The organism is Streptomyces sichuanensis (assembly GCF_020328095.1).
GTDB lineage: Bacteria > Actinomycetota > Actinomycetes > Streptomycetales > Streptomycetaceae > Streptomyces > Streptomyces cinnamoneus.
Genome location: NZ_JAIXMK010000082.1, coordinates 1 through 18,639, shown reverse-complemented (window position 1 = coordinate 18,639; position 18,639 = coordinate 1). Strand labels below are relative to the sequence as shown.

Annotated in this window: 20 protein-coding genes and 1 pseudogene; 13 read left to right on the top strand and 8 right to left on the bottom strand. The window is 72.3% G+C overall.

The features are described from left to right. Both LE181_RS22205 and LE181_RS22200 read right to left on the bottom strand, forming a co-directional pair. Positions 1 to 1,278, bottom strand: coding sequence for an LmeA family phospholipid-binding protein (locus LE181_RS22205; RefSeq protein WP_225663273.1), 1,278 nt, complete (start codon positions 1,276 to 1,278; stop codon positions 1 to 3). Between the two features lie 293 nt (positions 1,279 to 1,571). Next, complete coding sequence (locus LE181_RS22200; RefSeq protein WP_225663272.1) at positions 1,572 to 2,057, bottom strand: ATP-binding protein; 486 nt, start codon at positions 2,055 to 2,057, stop codon at positions 1,572 to 1,574. Between the two features lie 226 nt (positions 2,058 to 2,283). Here LE181_RS22200 and LE181_RS22195 point away from each other — a divergent pair, with 226 nt between their 5' ends. Genes LE181_RS22195 through LE181_RS22175 form a run of 4 tightly spaced genes read left to right on the top strand, consistent with a single transcriptional unit; the run spans position 2,284 to position 3,901 of the window. Then, complete coding sequence (locus LE181_RS22195) at positions 2,284 to 3,135, top strand: helix-turn-helix domain-containing protein (RefSeq protein WP_225663271.1); 852 nt, start codon at positions 2,284 to 2,286, stop codon at positions 3,133 to 3,135. A gap of 10 nt (positions 3,136 to 3,145) precedes the next feature. Next, positions 3,146 to 3,343, top strand: coding sequence for a DUF397 domain-containing protein (locus tag LE181_RS22190; RefSeq protein ID WP_225663270.1), 198 nt, complete (start codon positions 3,146 to 3,148; stop codon positions 3,341 to 3,343). Continuing rightward, positions 3,337 to 3,711, top strand: coding sequence for a DUF397 domain-containing protein (locus LE181_RS32500; RefSeq protein ID WP_308103202.1), 375 nt, complete (start codon positions 3,337 to 3,339; stop codon positions 3,709 to 3,711). Before LE181_RS22190 ends, LE181_RS32500 begins: the two co-directional genes overlap by 7 nt. A 7-nt stretch (positions 3,712 to 3,718) precedes the next feature. Continuing rightward, on the top strand, positions 3,719 to 3,901 hold the full coding sequence (locus LE181_RS22175) for a DUF397 domain-containing protein (protein WP_308103206.1): 183 nt from the start codon (positions 3,719 to 3,721) through the stop codon (positions 3,899 to 3,901). Between the two features lie 36 nt (positions 3,902 to 3,937). Here LE181_RS22175 and LE181_RS22170 read toward each other — a convergent pair whose 3' ends face one another. Continuing rightward, positions 3,938 to 4,456 (bottom strand): hypothetical protein, encoded by a 519-nt coding sequence (locus LE181_RS22170; protein WP_225663268.1) that lies wholly within the window; start codon positions 4,454 to 4,456, stop codon positions 3,938 to 3,940. A 150-nt stretch (positions 4,457 to 4,606) separates the two neighbouring features. Here LE181_RS22170 and LE181_RS22165 point away from each other — a divergent pair, with 150 nt between their 5' ends. After that, positions 4,607 to 5,464, top strand: coding sequence for a GNAT family N-acetyltransferase (locus LE181_RS22165; RefSeq protein ID WP_225663267.1), 858 nt, complete (start codon positions 4,607 to 4,609; stop codon positions 5,462 to 5,464). On the opposite strand, the gene LE181_RS22160 is transcribed toward LE181_RS22165, so the two are convergent. From LE181_RS22160 to LE181_RS22150, 3 genes are all read right to left on the bottom strand, one after another. Then, positions 5,458 to 5,994: a hypothetical protein gene (locus LE181_RS22160; protein ID WP_225663266.1), complete on the bottom strand. Its 537-nt coding sequence runs from the start codon at positions 5,992 to 5,994 to the stop codon at positions 5,458 to 5,460. The two genes, LE181_RS22165 and LE181_RS22160, sit on opposite strands and share 7 nt — an antisense overlap. Before the next feature lie 80 nt (positions 5,995 to 6,074). Next, positions 6,075 to 6,593 carry a GNAT family N-acetyltransferase gene (locus LE181_RS22155; protein ID WP_225663265.1) on the bottom strand — a complete coding sequence of 173 codons (519 nt, stop codon included), beginning with the start codon at positions 6,591 to 6,593 and terminating at the stop codon, positions 6,075 to 6,077. A gap of 98 nt (positions 6,594 to 6,691) precedes the next feature. After that, a complete protein-coding gene (locus LE181_RS22150; protein ID WP_225663264.1) occupies positions 6,692 to 8,500 on the bottom strand; it encodes a bifunctional metallophosphatase/5'-nucleotidase in 1,809 nt (602 codons plus the stop codon). Between the two features lie 129 nt (positions 8,501 to 8,629). Between LE181_RS22150 and mshD the strand changes: the two genes are divergently transcribed. The 6 genes from mshD (at position 8,630) to LE181_RS22120 (ending at position 14,399) form a co-directional block, all read left to right on the top strand. Then, entirely contained in the window at positions 8,630 to 9,553 is a 924-nt protein-coding gene (gene mshD, locus LE181_RS22145; protein ID WP_225663263.1) for a mycothiol synthase, read from the top strand. A 31-nt stretch (positions 9,554 to 9,584) separates the two neighbouring features. After that, positions 9,585 to 9,791, top strand: coding sequence for a hypothetical protein (locus LE181_RS22140; RefSeq protein ID WP_225663262.1), 207 nt, complete (start codon positions 9,585 to 9,587; stop codon positions 9,789 to 9,791). A 260-nt stretch (positions 9,792 to 10,051) separates the two neighbouring features. After that, a complete protein-coding gene (locus LE181_RS22135; RefSeq protein WP_225663261.1) occupies positions 10,052 to 12,292 on the top strand; it encodes an RNA degradosome polyphosphate kinase in 2,241 nt (746 codons plus the stop codon). A 40-nt stretch (positions 12,293 to 12,332) separates the two neighbouring features. After that, positions 12,333 to 13,448 (top strand): CHAD domain-containing protein, encoded by a 1,116-nt coding sequence (locus tag LE181_RS22130; protein ID WP_372458454.1) that lies wholly within the window; start codon positions 12,333 to 12,335, stop codon positions 13,446 to 13,448. Then, positions 13,445 to 13,882, top strand: a complete 438-nt coding sequence (locus tag LE181_RS22125; protein ID WP_225663260.1) for an NUDIX hydrolase — start codon at positions 13,445 to 13,447, stop codon at positions 13,880 to 13,882. The genes LE181_RS22130 and LE181_RS22125 overlap by 4 nt, the downstream gene beginning before the upstream one ends. An 88-nt stretch (positions 13,883 to 13,970) precedes the next feature. After that, entirely contained in the window at positions 13,971 to 14,399 is a 429-nt protein-coding gene (locus LE181_RS22120) for an Hsp20/alpha crystallin family protein (protein WP_225663259.1), read from the top strand. Positions 14,400 to 14,471: 72 nt separating this feature from the next. On the opposite strand, the gene LE181_RS22115 is transcribed toward LE181_RS22120, so the two are convergent. Then, complete coding sequence (locus tag LE181_RS22115; protein ID WP_225663258.1) at positions 14,472 to 15,278, bottom strand: class I SAM-dependent methyltransferase; 807 nt, start codon at positions 15,276 to 15,278, stop codon at positions 14,472 to 14,474. A gap of 152 nt (positions 15,279 to 15,430) precedes the next feature. Here LE181_RS22115 and mshA point away from each other — a divergent pair, with 152 nt between their 5' ends. Together mshA and LE181_RS22105 are read left to right on the top strand one after the other, a co-directional pair. Further along, positions 15,431 to 16,792, top strand: a complete 1,362-nt coding sequence (gene mshA, locus LE181_RS22110; protein WP_225663257.1) for a D-inositol-3-phosphate glycosyltransferase — start codon at positions 15,431 to 15,433, stop codon at positions 16,790 to 16,792. Further along, entirely contained in the window at positions 16,785 to 17,297 is a 513-nt protein-coding gene (locus LE181_RS22105) for a type III secretion system chaperone family protein (protein ID WP_225663256.1), read from the top strand. The genes mshA and LE181_RS22105 overlap by 8 nt, the downstream gene beginning before the upstream one ends. Positions 17,298 to 17,398: 101 nt before the next feature. Here the strand turns inward: LE181_RS22105 and LE181_RS22100 are convergent. Further along, positions 17,399 to 18,613 (bottom strand): annotated as a pseudogene (locus LE181_RS22100) (MDR family MFS transporter); the annotation flags it as partial. Positions 18,614 to 18,639 lie beyond the last annotated feature (26 nt).

Genomic DNA, 18,639 nt, shown 5'->3' with positions numbered 1-18,639 from the left:
CTATCTCTTGACCGCGCCGGGCAGGGACAGCCCGGCCGCGGTCAGCTCCACCCGGATGCCGTCCCGCTGGACCGTGACCTCGCGCAGGTGCAGGTCCTCGGCCTGTGGGGGGAGACGGAACGAGAGAGCCAGCCGGTCGGTGAGGTCCGGCGGCTGCAGCCGGGTGAGGGCCGTGAGCACCGCCGGATCGACGCCGAGCCGCTGCAGCAGCCAGGGGTGTTCGGCGACGACGTCGACGAGGTTGACGTGCGTCAGCGCCTCGACGAACCGGGGCGAGCCGGTGAGCTCGGTCAGCCGGTCCTCGCTGCGGAGTGCGGCGGCGAGATCGTCCTCGTCCACCCCGAGCCGGGCGGCGACGGCCGGCACGGAGAACAGCGCCTTCGCGCGTTCGGCGTCGCGGCTGATGCGGCCGGCCGCCTCGGGGTGCAGGGTGAGGCTCCGGCCGGTGCGCGCGTCACCGGGGCGGTAGGTGGCGACCCGGGGGATGTCCAGGCTGACCCCGTCGACCTCCGTGGACAGCGCGCGGTCGCCGTCGCGGCGCAGCCGCGCCTCCGCGCGCAACTGCAGCTCCTGCCCGGCGACGGGCAGCCGCCCCTCGGCGCCGATGGCGTTGCCGCCGCGGTCGCTGAACCGTATCTGCGAGGCGCCCAGTTCGCGGCGCATGTCCTCGAACGACAGCAGGACGTTCCCGTCGAGATCCCCGACGACGGCACCCCGGATGCCGTCCGTCAGGCTCCCGTCGAGCCGGACGTCCCGGGCACTCGCCCGCACCTTCGCCAGCGACACCCGGTCGGCGGCCACGTCGGGGACGGTGACGTCGACCTGCTGCAGCCGCTTGGTGAGCACCTGCGTCAGGAACGGGAACCCATGGATGTCCACCTGCGGCTCCGCCTCCAGGTGCAGCGCCTGCTGCAGCGTGTGCTGCGCCTTCTTCTCGGCGTACATCACGGCGCAGCGGTCCGCGAGCACGAGGAAGGCGGCGGCGGAGAGGAGGAAGAACAGCCAGGTGGCGGCGCGCCGGTAGGTGCGGAGGGGGCTGGGGGGCCGGCGGCGGGTGCGCGGGCCGCGGTTGCCGCGGTTGCCGCGGCGGCGGCGGGAGCGGCGGTGATCGGGCGGGGCCCAGGGTGGTGCGTCGTCGACGGGGGTGGCGACGGGGCCGGGTATGAGGGGCGGCTCGTCGGGCTCGTAGCCATGCGGGCCGGGCTCCGGGTCCGCGAGTGACGCGAGTTCGTCGTAGGGGTTGGGGGGACGGGGATGTATGCGTGTGGGGGTGCGCATCACCCCATCCCACCACGCGGGCCGCCCCCGGGCGCAAGGGCTTCCCCGAGGACCCGACGAATTCCTGACGCGGGCTTCGAACGGGAGTCTTAGCACCAATACGCGCACGGGACGGGACGGTTTTCGGACGTTGTGCAGGGTCCGTGCACGGTGGCCGGGGCTGCGCCCTAGCGTGGACCGCATGAAACGCACTCGGGGGAGTCGCGACGATCACGCGACGTGTGTGCCGGCAGGTGAACGAACGGGGGGAAGGGGCGGTTCGCAGCACCGCCCCTTCGACTCCTGCGCCTTCTTCACGCCGCCATGCGGAGGGCTACGCGCCCGGATTCACGGTTGACTTCACACCACAGCAGCTTTCCGGTCACGCCGGGGAACTCTTCGCCGACGGACCAGCTGCCCCAGCTGACGGCGCACTGCCGCACGATGAGCAGGCCGGTGTCGGGGACGTTCGCGACGTCCGCGTCGCTGCCGGGCTTGCGCCGGGGGAGACGTGCGGGGCGGTCGAACGGGGCAGGAATCTCAGGCGACTTGTCCCAGAGGCTGATGCGCACCCTGTCGGCGGCCACTTGCTTGAGCCGTACCTCGGCGGGGCCGTCGGTGCTCAGGTAGGAGCTGGTGACGAGCTCGCTCGCGATGAGCGTGGTGACGTCGGCGAGTTCGGCCATGCCGTGGCTTTCCAGCATGCAGCGCAGGGTGATGCGCGCGACGCGCGCGGAGCGCGGGTCATGCGGAAGGGTGAGCGAGTAGGACCAGCGGTTCTCCGGCGATACGGTTGCCATGTGTGGCTCCTTACGGGGAGGTTGTCGCGTTGCCGCGCGGTGTCATTGCCGGCCCTGGGCAGGGCGGTGCGCTTCCGCGGATGCGGCAGGGCCGCGGTGGGAGTGGCCTGGTTCTGACGGTAGGGCCGCCGCTCGTATAGCTAACAGCGGTTCTCTCGTAGAGCTACGAATTACCGCTCGTGTGGGTGACAGAGCCGCGCGCGGGGGCGGCCCTACAGTGGGCGCCATGCCACCGAGCCCTCCCCCAACACTGAGGCAGCGCCGCCTCGGTGCGGAGCTGCGCAAGCTCCGCGAGCGCGCCGGACTCTCGTCAACTGCGGCAGCCGCGCGGTTCGGCTTCCAGCAGGCGCGCATGAGCATGATCGAAGCGGGCCGCCACGCGGTGAGCGCGGACCGGGTGCGGGCGATGGCCCGCAGCTACTCGTGCACGGACGACAAGCTCATCGACGCCCTGGCCGACATGACGGGCGGGCGCACGCGTGGCTGGTGGGACGAGTATCGGGAGCACCTGCCGGCGAGTTTCGCCGACTTGGCCGAGTTGGAACACCATGCGCATGGTCTCCGCGTGGCTCTGGTCATCCATCTTCCCGCGCTGCTTCAGACGGTTGACCATGCCCGTGCGGTAATCCGGGAGGCGGCCCCGCCGCTGCGTGCGTATGAGGTGGAGCATCGGCTGTCCCACCGGATGAAGCGGCAAGCGATCCTGTACGGGGACAATCCGGTGACCTACACGGCGATCATCCATGAAGCCGCCTTGCGGATGGGGTTTGGCGGCGAAGCCATCGCCCGAGCGCAGCTCAAGCATCTGATCGAGATGGGCGAGATGGAAAATGTCGACATCCGAGTGATTCCGTTCGGCCGGGGGACGTTCCCAGGAACGGGGCAGTCGATCGACTATGTCCATGGTGCTGTGCCACAGCTCGACGCCGTGCAACTCGATGTCGCCTGGGACATTCAGTTCCTCGATGCGGAAGCTGAGCTAGCCAGGTACAGGACTGTCGTGGACCGGATGGAAGCGAGCTCACTCGATCCGGTCGAGACGCGGGATTTCATCCACGGCTTCCTGCGGAGCATGTGAAAGGTGACCAGTGTCCACATACCAGTGGAAAAAGTCCTCCTACAGTGCGAGCTCGTCGAACTGCGTGAACATCGCGGCTGCGGAGGATGGAACGATGCGCCTGCGCGAAAGCGACGACCCGGGCACGGTCTTGGTCGTCACGCCTGCGGCGTTACGCGCCCTGATGGCGGCGGCGAAGGCCGAGCTGATACCCAGAGGCGGGTGGTGACGTTGACCGACTGGCAGCAGTCGTCCTACTGCGGCGATTCATCGAACTGCCTCAGCGTTGCCGCCGCAGGTAACGGCACCGTCCGCCTGTGCGAGAGCGATGACCCGGGCACGGTCTTGGCCATTAGGCCCGCGGCGTTGCGCGCCCTGATGGCGGCTGCCCAGGCGGATCTGTTGCCCATCTGGTGGCAGAAGTCTTCGTACAGCCACGAAGGGGCGAACTGCGTCAACGTAGCTGTTGCAGATGACGGATCCGTCCGCCTGCGCGAGAGCGGTGACCCGGGCACGGTCTTGACCGTTGCACCCACGGCCCTACGTGCCCTGATCGCTGCCGCCAAGGCCGAACTGGTACCGGCGGGCAGGCGGTGAGTTGGCCGTGTGGCAGAAGTCGAGCTACTGCAGTGAAGGCAACGCGTGCCTCACCGTCGCCGCCGCAGGCAACGGCGCCGTCCACCTCCGCGAGAGCGAAGCCCCTGGCACCGTTCTCACCCTCAAGCGCGCCGCGCTGCACGGCCTGATACGGGCCCTCAAAGCAGGGGGCACCGGCACCAGGCCGTAGCAGCGAGGTCAAGCGGCCAGCGACCAAAGGCCAAGGTCAGGCGCTCTGCACCGTCAGGTGGTACGTCGTGTCCACCCAGAAGCCACCCGTCGTCCGCGCCTTGATCTCCAGGACGTACTGGCCCGGGGCCAGCGGGGCCAGCCCCGCCCACAGGCCCCACGCGACGCGGCGCCGGCCGAGGGAGCGGAACGGCTTGGACGTGAAGACCTCAAGCGGCAGCTCCAGGCCGTTGAGGAAGGCCCGTGCCTCCTCCACCTCCATGATCATGGGGTCGTTCTTGAACCACTTCACAGGGCGCTGCGTGTTGAAGACGGGGAAGAACACCGGCCGCTCGGCCGGTATCGCACAGCGGCGCACCACGCGCCCGCCGTACGTGCCGGCGAGGAACCACAGGTCGTCCGGCTGCTCCCAGTCGGCGAACTCGCCGGTCTTGTCCCGGACGGGGCTCTGGTCGTCGGGAGCCGAGAGGGCCCACTGCCACCAGCGTGCGGCGAGGGTGCCGCCCTCCTTCGGGCTCAGCTTCCACACGCTGCCGCTCGGCACCGTCTCGCTCACGTACACCACTCCTTCGTCGCACGCCCCTCTCATCAGGGCCTTCGGCTGAACGAGCGGACTTTACCCGCAGCCCTCCACCGGCCCGGCAGGGGTTGCGGGCGGCCGAATCAGCACGAAGACTCACGGAAGGGGCAGAACGGGAGAAGTGGCATGGACGTCAGGCTGCGACCGGGAACGCCCGAGGACGCCGAAGCGTGCGGGCGGATCTGCTACGAGGCGTTCCGCCACATCACGGCGCAGCACGCCTTCCCCGTCGACTTCCCGGACGCGGAGACCGCGACCGGCGCGGTGTCGATGATGCTGAGCCACCCCGGTTTCTACTCGGTGGTCGCCGAGCAGGACGGCAGGGTCGTGGCCAGCAACTTCCTGGACGAACGCTCACAGATTGCGGGCGTGGGCCCGATCACCGTCGACCCCGGCCTGCAGGAGCGCGGTGTGGGGCGGGCGCTGATGCTGGACGTGATGCGTCGTGCCGAGGACCGCGGCTTCCCCGGCGTGCGGCTGCTGCAGGCGGGCTACAACACGGGCTCGCTCTCCCTGTACGCCAAACTCGGCTTCGAGGTGCGCGACGTGCTCGCCTGCATGCAGGGCACTCCGCCCGGCGGAGAGATCCCGGGCCACCGCGTGCGGCCGGCCACCGGGGAGGACGCCGACGCCTGCAACACCCTGTGCCGGCGGGTCCACGGGCACGACCGGGCGGGGGAGCTGGCCGACGCCATCGGCCAGGGCACCGCGCTGGTGGCCGAGCATGCGGGACGCATCAGCGGCTACGCCACGGACCTCGCCTTCTTCGCCCACGCGGTCGGCGAGGGCAACGAGGACGTCAAGGCGCTGATCGCGGCGGCGCGGGCCTTCGCCGGTACCGGCATCCTCGTGCCGATGATGAACGCGGACCTCTTCCGGTGGTGCCTGGAGCAGGGGCTGCGCGTGCAGGCGACCTTCACCCTCATGACGACCGGTCTCCACGGCCCGCCCCAAGGGGCCTACCTGCCCTCGATCCTCTACTGAGCGGCTGCTGCCGGGCCGTGGCAGCGGCGGCGGTGGTAGGCCCAGGTCATGGCCAGCACCATCGGGCCCCAGAGGAGGAACAGGCCGCTGACGACGTTCGCCAGGAGTTCCCACCATCCGTTGTCGTACGGGACGGTGGCGAAGCCGGCGATCTCGAACACGCACAGCACGTAGTCGGCCAGCAGGCCCAGGAACACCAGGCCCGCGAGCGTCGCCGGCACGATCACCAGCATCGGGGGGATCCGCCGGCCCCCGGCGAACGGCACCCACTGCGGCACCGTCTCGCCCCACCAGCGCACGAGCCCGAGACAGGTGAGGGCGAACGCCTCCGACAGCAGGCTGAGCGTGAAGACGTACGGGACGGTGAACCACAGCGAGTGCGGATCGGGGTCGTCGAGCATGCCCATCCGGAAGCCGAACCCGATGGGCAGCCGCCACAGGCACACCGGCAGTCCGACGAGGGGCATGAGGTGGGCCAGGCGTTCCGCCCAGGCGGGGACGGGCTGCTCGGTGCGCTTGATCGTCGCCATGGGCCCATCGTCACGGGCAGCCCACGGCCGGTGGATCATGCGCGGGTACGACGGGCTCCGCCGTGCGACGGAGGCGGCCGTCAGGCCAGCCGTTTCTCCAGCCAGGCGACGTCCCAGTAGGAGCCGAACTTCCGGCCCACGCCCTCGAACACGCCCACCGGGCGGAAGCCGAAGCGCTCGTGGAGGCGCATGGAGGCGGCGTTGGGCTGGGTGACGCCGGCGTAGGCGCGGTGGACGTCCTCGCCGGCCAGGGCGTCGAAGAGGGCGCCGTACAGGAGGGCGCCGAGGCCGCGGCCCGTGGCGTGCGGGGCGAGGTAGACGCTGGTCTCCACCGACGTCTCGTACGCCTGCTTGTCCCGGAAGGGGCCGCTGGCCGCGTAGCCGAGCACCTTGCCGGCCTCCTCGGCGACGAGCAGCCGGTGCCGGCCCGCGGCGGGGCGGGCTTCGAGCCAGGCGCGGCGCGCGGCGGCCGTCACGGGCTCGATGTCGAAGGTGATGGGGGTGTGGACCACGTAGTGGTTGTAGATCTCGGTGAGCTCGTCGAGATCGGCGGTCGCCGCCGGCCGGATCCGTACCCCTGCTGTGCTGCTGTCGTGCATCGGCACTCCCTTCCTGCTGGCCGGGAGGCTACCCGGTACGCCCCCGGCCGGGGCCGGGGGCGTACGAGCGGCGAGCTGTCACCGCACGCCGGGCGTGACTACTTCACGATGGTGATCCGGTCAGCCTTCGGCGGGGCCAGCGGGGACTCCTTCGTGGAGTGGGCCTGCAGGTAGGCGATGAAGACGTCGAGGTCCGACGCGCCCACGCGCTTGTTCGTGCCCTCCTTGAAGGCCGGGAAGCCGTCACCGCCGCCCATCAGGAACTCGTTGGCCGCGACGCGGTAGGTCCTGCCCGCCTCGATCGGGGCGCCGTTGACCTTCACCGAGGACGCGACGATGCGGTCCGCGCCCTTCTTCGTCAGGTCCAGCGTGTACGTCAGGCTCCTGCTGACCTGCAGGATCTTCGGCTGGGCCTCGTTCGGGCCGCTGACCTGCTGCTGCAGGGCCGCCAGGACCTGGGCGCCGGTGAGGTCCTTGGTCTGCATCATGTTGGTGAACGGCTGGACGGTGAACGCCTCGCCGTACGTCACGACGCCGTCGCCCTCGGCGCCGGACGCCTTGAAGGCGAGGTCCGAGCGGACGCCGCCGGGGTTCATGAAGGCGATCTGGGCGCCGCCCTTGTCGGGGGCGGCGAGGCCCTCCAGCTGGGCGTCGGTGATGACGTCGCCCAGCGGCTGCTCGTACGCCTCGGAGCCGCGGCCGTTGATGTCGGCGGAGATGTAGCCGACCGGCTTGTTGGCGACGGGCGCCGCGAGGGTCTTCCAGCGGTCGATGAGCGCGGTCATGTCCGCGGCCTTCGGCTGCTGGCGGTCGACCACGTGGTTGGTGGCGCGCGGGCCCTTGACGGCCGTGCGGACGATGTCCTTCGTGCGGCGGTCGTAGGTCAGCGTCGTGTCCGTGTATAGACGGCCGAAGGAGGCCGCGGAGGTGACCGTGCGCGGGGCACCGGACGGGTCGGGGATGGTGCAGGCGTACGCCTGGTGGGTGTGGCCCGTGACGAGGGCGTCGACCTTCGGCGTGACCTTCTTCGCGATCTCGGTGATGGCGCCCGAGATGCCCGCGCCCCCGCCCGGCGTGTCGCAGTTGTAGTTGTACGAGCCGGAGGCCGGCATTCCGCCCTCGTGGATGAGGGTGACGATGGACTTCACGCCCTGGCGGTCGAGTTCCTTGGCGTACTTGTCGATCGTCGCGACCTCGTCGGCGAACTTCAGGCCCTTGACGCCCTCCGCCGTGACGACGTCCGGCGTGCCCTTCAGGGTCAGGCCGATGATGCCGATCTTGACGCCCTTGTGGCGCCAGACGGTGTACGGCTTGAGGACCGGCTTGCCGGTCTTCTCGTCGAGGACGTTGGCCCCGAGGTAGGGGAAGTCGGCGCCCTGGAAGGTCTTGCCCTTCTCGAAGCAGCCCTCCTTGGGGTGGCAGCCGCCGCGCTGCATGCGCAGCAGCTCCGCGCGGCCCTCGTCGAACTCGTGGTTGCCGACGGAAGTGGCGTCCAGCTTGATCTTGTTGAGCGCCTCGATGGTCGGCTCGTCGTGGAACAGGCCGGTCATCAGCGGGCTGGCGCCGATCATGTCGCCGGCCGCGGCGGTGATCGAGTACTCGTGGCCCTTGCGGGCCGTGCGCAGCGAGTTGGCGAGGAACTCCACACCGCCGGCCGGTATGACCTTCTTGGTGCCGTCGGCCTGGTCCTCCGTCACGGTGCCGGAGGAACCCTGCGGCGGCTCAAGGTTGCCGTGCAGGTCGTTGAACGAGAGCAGCTGGACGTCCACGGTGCGGCCCTGGTCCCGGGCGCCCGCCGGGGCGGCCGCGACGGCCAGGGTGCCGGCGGTGGCGGCGAGCACGGCGGCGGTGGCGGTCAGCCTTCGGAGGGCGAGGCGCTTGCTTCTCGGCAGCGTCTTCGCGGGCATGCGTTCCCCTTTTGATGAAGGTGCTGGGGGTGTATCAGGTCGGGCGCAGCATACGGTCGACGCGCGTAGTCCGGCAGAGGGGGGAGCGGTAACGGAAGGGCCACGCGCCGGGGTCGTAGGCTCGGCCCCATGAGCGACGTGGTGAATGACGTGAGCGGACAGCGGCGGATCGCGGTGCTGGAGGAGCTGGCGCCGCAGCAGGTCGAGGACGTGCTGCGGCTGATCGGGGAGGCGGCGGCCGAGGACGGGCAGCCGGCCGTGTCGGAGCAGGGGCGCCTGCAGCTCAAGGGGCGGCGCGCGGGCGTGCGGCACATCCTGCTGAGCGACGCGGAGAAGGAACTGGTGGGCTACGGCCAACTGGAGGACAGCGACCCGGTGGAGGCCCCGGCGGGCGAGTTCGTCGTCCACCCCGCCCGGCGCGGGCGCGGGCACGGCCGGGCGCTGGGCAACGCCCTGCTGGTGGAGTCCGGCAAGCGGCTGCGGGTGTGGGCGCACGGCGGCCACCCGGCGGCCCGGCACCTCGCACAGGTGCTCGGGCTGAGTCTCTTCCGCGAACTGCGGCAGATGCGGCGGCCGCTGGGTGATCTCTCCCTCGCCGACCCCGTCCTGCCCGAGGGCGTGTCCGTGCGCACCTTCCGGCCCGGCGACGACGACGCGGCCTGGCTCGCCGTGAACGCGGCGGCGTTCGCGCACCACCCCGAGCAGGGCTCGCTGACCCAGCGCGACCTGGACGACCGCAAGGCCGAGGGCTGGTTCGACCCCGAGGGGTTCTTCCTGGCCGAGAAGGCGGGGGAGATCGTCGGCTTCCACTGGACGAAGATCCACGCCGAGCAGGGCCTCGGCGAGGTGTACGTGGTGGGCGTACGGCCCGGCGCGCAGGGCGGTGGCCTCGGCAAGGCGCTCACCACGATCGGCCTGCGGCACCTGGCCGGCCGGGGGCTGCCGACGGCGATGCTCTACGTGGACGCCGACAACCTGCCGGCGGTCTCGGTCTACGAGCGGCTCGGGTTCGCCACGCACGAGGCGGACCTGATGTACCGGACGGAGAGCTGACACAGGGCCCTGCGCCCCGGCGTCCTGCCGGTTGACGGCCCTCTCCGCCGCCTGCACCGCGGTGTGGCGCGAGCAGCCGCTCGCGGTGCGCCCCGGGCCGTGGTGGCGGCGCTCGTCCGGCATGACCGGCGTCGTGCCCGTCGCGCACGCCCTGCTCGCCCTCGGGACGGTCGCCGGCCTGCTGCCGCAGCGACCGTGCCGGGCCGTGGGCGCCGTGCGGCCGGTGCGCCACCGGTGACCCTGAGCGGCGGTCGCTCGCCCTCGGTCTCCGGGCGGCGCTGCGGCTGTTTCCCGGGCGCCGGGGCGCCCACGGCGCCGTCGCCCGGTAGGAACCGCATTCCCTGCGCGTCACGTGGGTGTTACCCGTGATTCAACCTCGGTTGCGAGCCTTGCCCAATGCAGCCCGCCGCGCCTCGCGCAACCGAACGAAGGCTACGCGCCGCCCCCGCTTCCCGCTCCGGCGCGCCCGTACCGGCCCGGACGCGGAACAATGAAGGTATGAGCCAGTCGTCCGGCGCCGGCACCACCCAGGGGCACGACAGCACCGGACCGGTGGGCTTCATCGCCGCCCACCGGCCGAAGGCGGCCGTGGTCGCGGGCGTGCCCGACCTCACCGAGGGCCTCGCGGCGTACGACGGCGAGGCCGCCGCCGACCGGGAGCAGGAGGACGCCCTGCCCGAGGGCCGTTTCCTGGACCGCGAGCGCAGCTGGCTGGCGTTCAACGAGCGGGTGCTGGAGCTCGCCGAGGACCCCTCCACCCCGCTCCTGGAACGGGCCGGCTTCCTGGCGATCTTCGCCAGCAACCTCGACGAGTTCTTCATGGTCCGCGTCGCCGGCCTCAAGCGCCGCATCGCCACCGGCGTCGCCACCCGCTCGGCCTCCGGCCTGCAGCCCCGCGAGGTGCTGGAGCTGATCTGGACCCGCTCGCGCGAGCTCATGGCCCGGCACGCGGCCTGCTATCAGCAGGACGTCGCCCCGGAGCTCGCCGACGAGGGCATCCACCTGATCCGCTGGGCCGAGCTGACCCCCAAGGAGCAGGGACGGCTCTTCACCCTCTTCCGGCAGCAGATCTTCCCCGTCCTCACGCCGCTCGCCGTCGACCCCGCCCACCCCTTCCCGTACATCTCGGGGCTCTCCCTCAACCTCGCCGTGGTGGTGCGCAACCCCGTCAGCGGCCACGACCACTTCGCGCGCGTGAAGGTGCCCCCGCTGCTGCCGCGGTTCCTGGAGGCGTCACCGCAGCGGTACGTGCCGCTGGAGGACGTCATCGCGGCCCACCTGGAGGAGCTCTTCCCCGGCATGGAGGTGCTCGCGCACCACATGTTCCGCGTGACCCGCAACGAGGACCTGGAGGTCGAGGAGGACGACGCGGAGAACCTGCTCCAGGCCCTGGAGAAGGAGCTCATGCGGCGCCGCTTCGGCCCGCCCGTGCGGCTGGAGGTCGAGGAGACCATCGACCCCTACGTCCTCGACCTGCTCGTCCGCGAGCTGAAGATCTCCGACGCCGAGGTCTACCCGCTGCCCGGCCCGCTCGACCTCACCGCGCTCTTCGCCATCTCCTCCCTCGACCGGCCCGAGCTGAAGTACCCCAAGTTCGTGGCCGGCACCCACCGGGACCTCGCCGAGGTCGAGTCCTCCTCCCCGCCCGACATCTTCGCCGCGCTGCGCGAACGGGACGTGCTGCTGCACCACCCGTACGACTCCTTCTCCACCTCCGTCCAGGCGTTCCTGGAACAGGCCGCCGCCGACCCGGACGTCCTGGCCATCAAGCAGACGCTCTACCGCACGTCCGGCGACTCCCCGATCGTCGACGCCCTCATAGACGCCGCCGAGTCCGGCAAGCAGGTCCTCGTCCTCGTCGAGATCAAGGCGCGCTTCGACGAGCAGGCCAACATCAAATGGGCCCGGAAGCTGGAGGAGGCCGGCTGCCACGTCGTCTACGGGCTGGTGGGCCTCAAGACGCACTGCAAGCTGTCGCTGGTCGTCCGGCAGGAGGGCGAGACGCTGCGCCGCTACGCACACGTGGGCACCGGCAACTACCACCCCAAGACCGCGCGTCTGTACGAGGACTTCGGGCTGCTGACCGCCGACCCGCAGGTGGGCGCCGACCTGTCCGACCTCTTCAACCGGCTGTCCGGCTACTCCCGGCGCGAGACCTACCGCCGGCTGCTGGTCGCCCCCAGATCCCTGCGCGACGGGCTGATCTCCCGCATCGCCAAGGAAACCGCCCACCATCGGGCCGGGCGGCCCGCCTCCATCCGCATCAAGGTCAACTCCATGGTCGACGAGGCCGTCATCGACGCCCTCTACCGCGCGGCCCGCGCCGGAGTGCCGGTCGACATCTGGGTGCGCGGCATCTGCGCGCTGCGCCCGGGCGTGGTGGGGCTGTCGGAGAACATCCGCGTGCGCAGCGTCCTGGGCCGGTTCCTGGAGCACTCACGCGTCTTCGCCTTCGGCAACGGCGGCGAGCCCGAAGTGTGGCTGGGCAGCGCCGACATGATGCACCGCAACCTCGACCGGCGCATCGAGGCGCTGGTGCGGGTCACCGACCCCGCCCACCGGGCATCGCTCAGCCGGCTGCTGGAGCTCGGCGTCTCCGACCAGACCGCGTCCTGGCACCTCGGCCCGGACGGCAACTGGACCCGGCGGGCGACGGACGCCGACGGACGGCCGCTGCGCAACGTGCAGGAAATGCTCATCGACGCCCGGAGGCGCCGGCGTGGCACGGCTACGGCATGAACCGCCGGTCACGGTCACCGTTCCCGGGGGGCAGGACATGATGACGAAGAATCGGTACGACCTGACCGGGGGTGCCGCAGGCACGGCAGGCGTGACGGACATGACGGGGGTGCCGGGGGTGCCCGCGGACCGGGACGCGGCGACGGCCGGGGCGGTGCTCGCCGGCTATCTGCAGGCGCAGGCCACCGAGTTCCTGCGCAGCCTGCGGCTGCACGCGGAGAGCGGCTCCGACGCGGAGGACGCGGGCGAGGCCGTCCGGCAGCTGCGGCGCTCCGCGCGGCGCATCGCCGGCGCCCTGCACGTGTACCGGCCGCTGACCGACCCCGACGGCACGGACCCGCTGCGCGGCGAACTGGTGTGGCTCACGGACGTGCTGGGGCGCGAGTACGCCTATGCGGCGCGGCTGGCGCGGCTGCGGGGAGCCCTGCACCGGCTGTCCGGCGGGGACGGTACGGACGCGCCGCCCGCGTCCGCCCGGGGCGCCGGGAGCGGCCTGACCGTCGGGGCGGCCCGGGCCGGCGCGCTGCTGGACCGGCAGCTGACCCTCGCCCGTACCCGGGCGCACTCGGCGGCCCTGCAGGCCCTGGGCTCCGGGCGCTTCCACGCGGTGGCGGACGCTGTCGCCGTGCTGGCCTCAGAGGTGCCGCTGGACGCGGGTGCGCACGAGGTCCTCGCCCGCGAGGCGCTGCCCTGCCTGGCGGAACAGGCACACCGGCGGATGACCGACGCGGTGGAGGCGCTGCCGCTGTCGGTGGCCGGCCTGCCGTACAACGCGGAGGCGCTCGTCCACGGCCTCGCCGCGACGCCGGCCGCCGACGCGCCCCCGGCGGAGGGACGGCAGGACGCCCCCTGGCACCAGGTGCGCCGGCTGGTCCGGCTGCGGCGGTACGCCCAGGAAGTGCTCGACGAGCAGCAGCAGGCCGAGGCGGAGCCCTCGCTGTCGGTCCGGCTGCTGGGCGCGGGCCAGGCCCTCGACCGCCACCGCGAGGCCGCCGAGGCCGCGGCCGCCGCGGCCGCCGCCGCCCGGACCCCGCGCATCGCCCCCGCCACGGCCTACGCCCTCGGGGTGCTCCACGCCGACCAGCGCCACGAGGTGGAGGCGGCGCGCTACGCCTTCGGCCGGATCTGGCAGCGGCTGACGGGGGCGGGCCTGTGAGCGGCGACGGCGGTGGCGGCGGTACGACGGTGCGGGCCGCGGGGTGCCTGCTGTGGCGCCGGTGCGGGCAGGGCCCGGAGATCGAGGTCGCGCTGGTGCACCGGCCGAAGTACGACGACTGGTCCTGGCCGAAGGGCAAGCTCAAGCCCGGCGAGGACGCGGCGGCGTGCGCGGTCCGCGAGGTGCTGGAGGAGACGGGGATGCGCTGCGTCCTGGGCGCCACCCTGCCGACGTCCCGCTACCTGACCGACGGGCGCCTCAAGGAGGTCCGCTACTGGGCCGCCCGGGCCCTCGGCGGCTCGTTCCGGCCGAGCCGCGAGGTGGACCGCGTCCTGTGGCTGCCGCCGACGGAAGCCCGCTCGTGGGTGACCCACGACCGCGACCGCCCCCTGCTCGACGCACTGCTCCTGACCTGGGACGACACAATTTATTGAGTCGGGGCTTGTCAAGTTTTCTTCTGCTGAGCTATATACGTAGGTATCGGGCATCGCACCGGACGTCAGACGAGAGGAGTGACCCGTGATGCTCATGCGTACCGACCCCTTCCGCGACCTCGACCGCCTCACCCAGCAGGTGTTCGGCACCGCGGCCCGGCCCACGACCATGCCGATGGACGCCTACCGTTCCGGCGACGAGTTCGTGGTGCTGTTCGACCTGCCCGGCGTCGACCCCGAGACGATCGACCTGGATGTCGAGCGCAATGTCGTCTCCATCCACGCCGAGCGGAAGCCGACCGCCCCCGAGGGCGCGGAAATGATCGCCGCCGAGCGGCCCACCGGCACGTTCAGCCGTCAGCTCTTCCTGGGCGACACGCTGGAGTCCGACCGGATCGACGCCTCGTACGACGCGGGCGTCCTCACCCTCCGCATCCCGGTGGCGGAACAGGCCAAGCCCCGCAGGATCCCCATCTCCGGCGGCGGCGCGTCCGACCACAAGGCCCTGCGCCGCTGACGGCCACCGGCACCCCGCGCACGCGGGGTGCCCACCGGCACCTTTCGGCTCCCGGCCCGGCCGCCCGGGCCCTCAGTCCCGGGGCGCCAGGGCCGGCCAGGCCAGGGTCAGCTCGCCCTGGCGCCAGCGGGCCGGGCCGTCGACGACCGGCCAGGCGGTGCGCAGGGCCGCCGCGGTGCGGATCCACCGCTGACGCGCGCTCAGCGCCCCGTAGGGCGCGGCCGCCGCCCAGGCCCGGTCGAAGTCCCGCAGGAAGGCGTGCACCGCCTCGCCCGGCACGTTCCGGTGGATGAGCGCCTTCGGCAGGCGCTCCGCAAGATCCGACGGGGCCCCCAGCGAACCCAGCCGCGCCGCGAACGTGATCGTGCGCGGCCCCTCGGGCCCCAGCGTCACCCACACGTGCCGCCGCCCGATCTCGTCGCAGGTGCCCTCCACGAGCAGCCCGTCCGGCGCCAGCCGCCCGCACAGCCGGGCCCAGACCTCCTCGACCTGGCCCTCGTCGTACTGGCGCAGCACGTTCGCCGCCCGGATCAGCAGCGGCCGTCGGCCGCCCGGCAGCGGGACCTCGAAGCCGCCGTGCGCGAAGGACAGCCCGTCGCGCTCGTACGGCTTCGCCGCCGCGACCCGGGCCGGGTCGATCTCGATGCCCACCACCTGCGCGTCGCCCCGCACCGTCCGCAGCCGCTGCAGCAGCTCGACGGCCGTCCAGGGCGCGGCGCCGTACCCGAGGTCCACGGCGACCGGGTCCGCGCTGCGCCGCAGCGCGGCCGCGTGGGTGGCGGCGATCCAGCGGTCCATGCGGCGCAGACGGTTCGGATTGGTGGTGCCGCGCGTCGCCGAACCGATCGGGCGGTGCTGCGGGGCGGTACGGGCGGCCATGGGCATAGAGCCTAAGCCCGGTGGCGCCGGACGGGGCCCTGGGTCACTGTTTGGCAAAGTGGAAATGGGAGCCTGCCTCCGCGACGTTGTCACAGGTTGACAGGTGGTGAGTGCCCAGGGGAGGGCCCTCGGCGGTGGACGGAGGACAGACGGTGAGCCAGTACGCATCCAGGCTCGGCGCCCGCCGTGGCCGGACGCTCGGCACGTTCCCCAAACCCCAGCTGCGGCGCCTCGGCGGCGCCCGCCGCCCCCGCCGCGTCGCCATGCTGAGCGTCCACACCTCGCCCCTGCACCAGCCCGGCACGGGCGACGCGGGCGGCATGAACGTCTACATCGTCGAGCTCGCCAAGCGCCTGGCCGCCATCGACATCGAGGTCGAGATCTTCACCCGGGCCACCACCGGCGCCCTCCCGCCCACCGTCGAGCTGGCCCCGGGCGTGCTCGTCCGCCACATCGACGCCGGCCCGTACGAGGGCCTGGCCAAGGAGGAGCTGCCGGCGCAGCTGTGCGCCTTCACGCACGGCGTGATGCAGGCGTGGGCCGGCCACCGCCCCGGCCACTACGACCTCGTCCACTCCCACTACTGGCTCTCCGGCCACGTCGGCTGGCTCGCCGCCGAGCGCTGGGGAGTGCCGCTCGTCCACGCCATGCACACCATGGCCAAGGTCAAGAACGCCGCCCTCGCCGCGGGCGACACCCCCGAGCCCGCCGCCCGCGTGATCGGCGAGACGCAGATCGTCCGCGCCGCCGACCGGCTCATCGCCAACACCGACGGCGAGGCGCAGGAACTCGTCCACCACTACGAGGCCGACCCCGCCAAGGTCGCCGTCGTGCACCCGGGCGTGAACCTCGACCGCTTCCGCCCCGCCGACGGGCGGGCGGCCGCCCGCGAGCGGCTGGGCCTGCCCGCCGACGCCCTCGTCCCGCTCTTCGCCGGCCGCATCCAGCCCCTCAAGGCCCCCGACGTGCTGCTGCGCGCGGTCGCCGAGCTCCTCGACCGGCAGCCGGCGCTGCGCTCGCGCATCGTGGTGCCGGTGGTCGGCGGCCCCAGCGGCAGCGGCATGGCCAAGCCCGAGGGGCTGCAGAAGCTGGCCGCCCGCCTGGGCATCGCCGACGTCGTCCGCTTCCGGCCGCCGGTCGGCCAGGACCGGCTCGCCGACTGGTACCGCGCGGCGTCGGTGCTGGTGATGCCCTCGCACAGCGAGTCCTTCGGCCTGGTGGCCATCGAGGCCCAGGCGTCCGGCACGCCGGTGGTCGCGGCGTCGGTCGGCGGGCTGCCGGTGGCCGTGCGCGACGAGGTCAGCGGCTTCCTCATACCGGGCCACGACCCCGCCGACTACGCCGACGCGCTGGGCCGCTTCGCGGCCGACCCGCAGCTGGTGGACCGGATGGGCGACGCCGCCGCCCGGCACGCCCAGTCCTTCGGCTGGGGCGCGGCGGCCGCCGCCACGGCCGAGGTCTACACCGCGGCGATCGCCGAGCGACGCCGTCGCCTACGCTCGGCTCATGTCTGACGCGAAGACCACGATCGAGCAGGCCCTCGGCGAGGCGGGCCTGGACTGGGAGAGCCCCTCCGACGGCACGTACGTCGTGAAGCTCCCCGGCACGCGCAAGCTCTCGACGACCGTCTCGCTGGTCGTCGGCAACCACTCCCTCTCCGTCAACGCCTTCGTCGTACGGCGTCCCGACGAGAACCACGAGGGCGTGCACCGCTGGCTGCTGGAGCGCAACACCAGGCTCTACGGCGTGGCTTACGCGGTCGACCGGCTCGGCGACATCTACCTCGTGGGGCGGCTGCCGCTGGCGGCGGTGACCGTCGACGAGATCGACCGCATCCTGGGCACGGTCCTCGAACACGCGGACGGCAGCTTCAACACCCTGCTGGAGATGGGCTTCGCGACCGCCATCCGCAAGGAGTACGCGTGGCGCACGGCGCGCGGCGAGTCGACGCGCAACCTCGAAGCGTTCGAGCGGCTGACGCGCCGCGACGAGCTCGCAGGGCCGCTGGGCGACGACTGACGCGGGCGCTGTGGCGGCGACCGAGCGAAATCAAGCCCGTCCGGCGTTCGAGGACCGGGGGTCCGGGGGCAGAGCCCCCGGCGGTGGCCCCGGGGCGCTCGTCACGCCGGCGTCGACTCCGTTTCCTGCTCCCGCCGGGCCGGCGCGACGGCCGGAACCTCCCCGGAGGAGACGTCCTCGGCCGCCCTCTCACCGGCCGAGGTCTCCGCATCCGCGGCCGGGCTCTCCGGCAGGTTCCGCATCAGGAACCAGTACCCGGCCGCCGCGACCGTTCCGACGACCGCGCAGATCCCCCACAGCGCGTCCGCACCCCACCGGTCGATCACCGTTCCGCCGACCAGCGGGGCCGTCAGGGCCGCCACCGACCACGACATCGTGTACATGCCCTGGTAGCGGCCGCGCCCCTGGGCCGGGGACAGGCGCACGATCAACCCCATCTGGGTGGGGGAGTTGATGATCTCGGCCAGCGTCCAGACGACGACGGTCAGCATGTACACCCCGATCGACCCGGCGAACGCGGTGAGCCCGAAGCCGTAGCCCGTCAGGAGCGCCGAGACCGTCAGCAGCCAGCGCGGGTCGCGGTGCTCGATGAGGCGGGTGACGGGGATCTGCACGGCCATGATCAGCACGCCGTTGACGGCGATGACGGTGCCGTAGTCGCCCGGCGAGAAGCCGTCGGCGCCCATGGCCACCGGAAGGGCGACCGTGTGCTGCATGAAGATGAAGGCCATCAGGAAGGACAGCCCGACGACGCTCATGTAGCGCCGGTCGCGCAGCACGGTCCCCAGGCTGACGGCGGCCTCCGCCGTCGCCCCGGCCTCCCCGGCCACCGGCTCGGGACGCGACTCGGGCAGCTTGAGGAAGACCAGGACCGCGCAGACGAGGGTCAGCGCGCCCTCGCCGAGGAAGCCGATCAGGTAGCTGTGCTCGGCGATCAGACCGGCGACCAGCGAGGAGAAGGCGAAGCCGACGTTGATGGCCCAGTAGTTGAGGGAGAAGGCGCGGACGCGGTCCTGGGCGGGGACGATGTCGGCCATCATCGCCTGCACGGCCGGCCGCGAGGAGTTGGCGGCCATGCCCGCGACGAACGCGACGGCGGCGATGGTCACGGGCTGCTGCATGAAGCCGAGGAGCGCCACCGAGAGGGCCGTGGAGACCTGGGCGATGAGCAGGGTGGGCCGCCGCCCGAGCCGGTCGGCCATGACGCCGGCGCCGAGGGAGGAGACCACTCCGCCCAGCCCGTGCAGGGCCGCGACGACGCCGGCGAACGAGGCCGAGTAGCCGCGGTCGAGGGTGAGGTAGAGGGCCAGGAAGGTAGGTCTTTGTTAAACCGTACGCAACC

Coding starts and splice junctions, on each gene's coding strand:
- LE181_RS22120 (WP_225663259.1), top strand. CDS start 13,971: ATGCTCATGCGTACCGACCCCTTCCGCGACCTCGACCGCCTCACCCAG.
- LE181_RS22200 (WP_225663272.1), bottom strand. CDS start 2,057: ATGGCAACCGTATCGCCGGAGAACCGCTGGTCCTACTCGCTCACCCTT.
- LE181_RS22115 (WP_225663258.1), bottom strand. CDS start 15,278: ATGGCCGCCCGTACCGCCCCGCAGCACCGCCCGATCGGTTCGGCGACG.
- LE181_RS22150 (WP_225663264.1), bottom strand. CDS start 8,500: ATGCCCGCGAAGACGCTGCCGAGAAGCAAGCGCCTCGCCCTCCGAAGG.
- LE181_RS22130 (WP_372458454.1), top strand. CDS start 12,333: ATGACGAAGAATCGGTACGACCTGACCGGGGGTGCCGCAGGCACGGCA.
- LE181_RS22105 (WP_225663256.1), top strand. CDS start 16,785: ATGTCTGACGCGAAGACCACGATCGAGCAGGCCCTCGGCGAGGCGGGC.
- LE181_RS22160 (WP_225663266.1), bottom strand. CDS start 5,994: ATGGCGACGATCAAGCGCACCGAGCAGCCCGTCCCCGCCTGGGCGGAA.
- LE181_RS22205 (WP_225663273.1), bottom strand. CDS start 1,278: ATGCGCACCCCCACACGCATACATCCCCGTCCCCCCAACCCCTACGAC.
- LE181_RS22165 (WP_225663267.1), top strand. CDS start 4,607: ATGGACGTCAGGCTGCGACCGGGAACGCCCGAGGACGCCGAAGCGTGC.
- LE181_RS22135 (WP_225663261.1), top strand. CDS start 10,052: ATGAGCCAGTCGTCCGGCGCCGGCACCACCCAGGGGCACGACAGCACC.
- mshD (WP_225663263.1), top strand. CDS start 8,630: ATGAGCGACGTGGTGAATGACGTGAGCGGACAGCGGCGGATCGCGGTG.
- LE181_RS22195 (WP_225663271.1), top strand. CDS start 2,284: ATGCCACCGAGCCCTCCCCCAACACTGAGGCAGCGCCGCCTCGGTGCG.
- LE181_RS22155 (WP_225663265.1), bottom strand. CDS start 6,593: ATGCACGACAGCAGCACAGCAGGGGTACGGATCCGGCCGGCGGCGACC.